We start from the raw sequence: 1,898 nt of genomic DNA, 5'->3' as shown, positions 1-1,898 counted from the left end.
CACCTTCTTTCTTCCACCTTATGGATAATCAACACCCTTGATTTGTCAATAATCAATTTTGCAAACTTATAGCTTCGCATATTGGATATCTGTCTTCAAGACAAATAAACTGGTTTTCACTCACTAGTCTCGTAGAAAGCTGGTGCAAAAAATCATTTCGGCAATGGGCAATCATCTGACTGCCCATTAGATCAGGGTAAATTTTATGCTTTATACGTTGTTGATTTATCGACAGAACTTTTCTTTCTTATCAATGTTCCTAAAAAAGAAAAGTACGTCCACATTCGTAAAAGCTTCTCTATAGGGCCATATTTGAACCGCTTCAAATACCAATAGCTACCGATAATTTGGAGCATAAATATCCCAATTGACAGAAAAATCCCTGTCAGAACGCCTAGTTTTCCGAATAGACCGAATCCGTATCCATAAAAAATGAGAGTGCAAATCACCGTTTGCAACAAATAATTGGACAGTGATAATTTCCCAACACAGTTACAACCCCTAAGCCAGAAAGAGTTTTCAAATCGTGTATAAAGAAAAGCGAAGACAAATATATATCCAAATGCTAATATGCTTGATCCCAGTAAATCTGCAATACCTGTCCAGGAAAGCTGCGGGAAAAAGTGATGGGCGCTTTTGAGTAGTATTCCAGACAAAGTAAGAAAGATAGCTGCCTTCAGGTATATCTGTCTTTTTTTGTGAGGTTCCCTAAACCAGTTATTCTTAGCCGCATACATTCCAAACAAAAACATCGGAGCAGTAAAGAAAGGAGCAAATAGTAAAAGGAATAGATAGATATAGTCAGGTAAATGGCCAGGATCAACGTTATTGCGATGATATTTAATTTCCTCATATGTGCCAGTACTATAGACTGTCATGGTTTTCTTGACATATGCCTCGATTGCTACGGGATCTGCAAGCGTATCTTGCTGGTTCCCGTATCCCAGCAGGGAGAACAAAAGAAGTAATATGCTTCCCAAGAGTAGTAATGTTTTCTTCTTTCGGCCAACAAATATGAGAAGAAACAGGCCCATTAACCCATAAAAAAATAAAATGTCTCCTTCCCATAGGTAGGTTGAGTGCAGAAAACCAACGACTAAAAGAAACAAAAATCTTCGAAAGAAATACCGTTTATACTTTAGGTTTTTCCTATCCAGGCTTTGTTTCATTTTAATCATCCCAAAGCCAAATAAAAAAGCAAAAATGGGCATAAAGCTGCCTTCAATGAAAATTTTTGTAAATGTGTACGCTGCTGAATCCATTTTGGATGGAGAATAGAGATGGATTTCCTCTTTTCCCCAGATACCATATTGAAAGATAAGCATATTTGCCATCAAAATTCCAGCAAGGCTTAATCCTCGTATTCCATCAATGATTTGTAATCTTTCACCTTTTATATCTGTCATCCTATTCACCTCAGGAATACTGTACCAATCCATAATTACCTGAACCTAAACAGTACCTTATGATTACCTTACCTTGACGCCATGCAGTTAAACTCGTATTAAGGTTTAAGAGTTTAATTACGAAGGATACAAGAAGAGGGACAGGGAAATAATAAAACACAGTCTCCTTTATAGACTAAACAATATAAAAGCAAACGAAATAAAGAGAAAACAAAAAGGGCGCTCCCTTAGAGCGGCCTACCTCCCTTTTTCTTTTGCTTTTTCTTTTGCTTTTCCTAATAGCGCTGTATACATACTTCCCAATTTCTTTTCTGATCAAGCAATATAACGCTAGTTTCTGCATGTATTCCCTCTTTATTTAATTTCCAATTTCTTATATATCAAGAGTCTATTTTGATTCATCTACATAAGATTTTTCAAGATTGTCACTTAAAGACTAGGGGTTATTTCCTAGCATCATCTAAGACATAAACGTTTCAACTGGGTACTATC

1 protein-coding gene is annotated in these 1,898 nt (G+C 36.4%); it reads right to left on the bottom strand.

All coding sequences use genetic code 11. From position 1 onward, the window contains the following. Positions 1-203: 203 nt before the first annotated feature. Complete coding sequence (locus tag HMPREF0083_RS03900) at positions 204-1,406, bottom strand: DUF418 domain-containing protein (RefSeq protein WP_040301405.1); 1,203 nt, start codon at positions 1,404-1,406, stop codon at positions 204-206. Between the last annotated feature and the right edge of the window lie 492 nt (positions 1,407-1,898).

This window comes from Aneurinibacillus aneurinilyticus ATCC 12856, from assembly GCF_000466385.1.
In the GTDB taxonomy this organism is placed as follows: domain Bacteria; phylum Bacillota; class Bacilli; order Aneurinibacillales; family Aneurinibacillaceae; genus Aneurinibacillus; species Aneurinibacillus aneurinilyticus.
The sequence above is the reverse complement of the archived record's forward strand: the minus strand, read 5'-3'. Positions and strand labels throughout refer to the sequence as shown.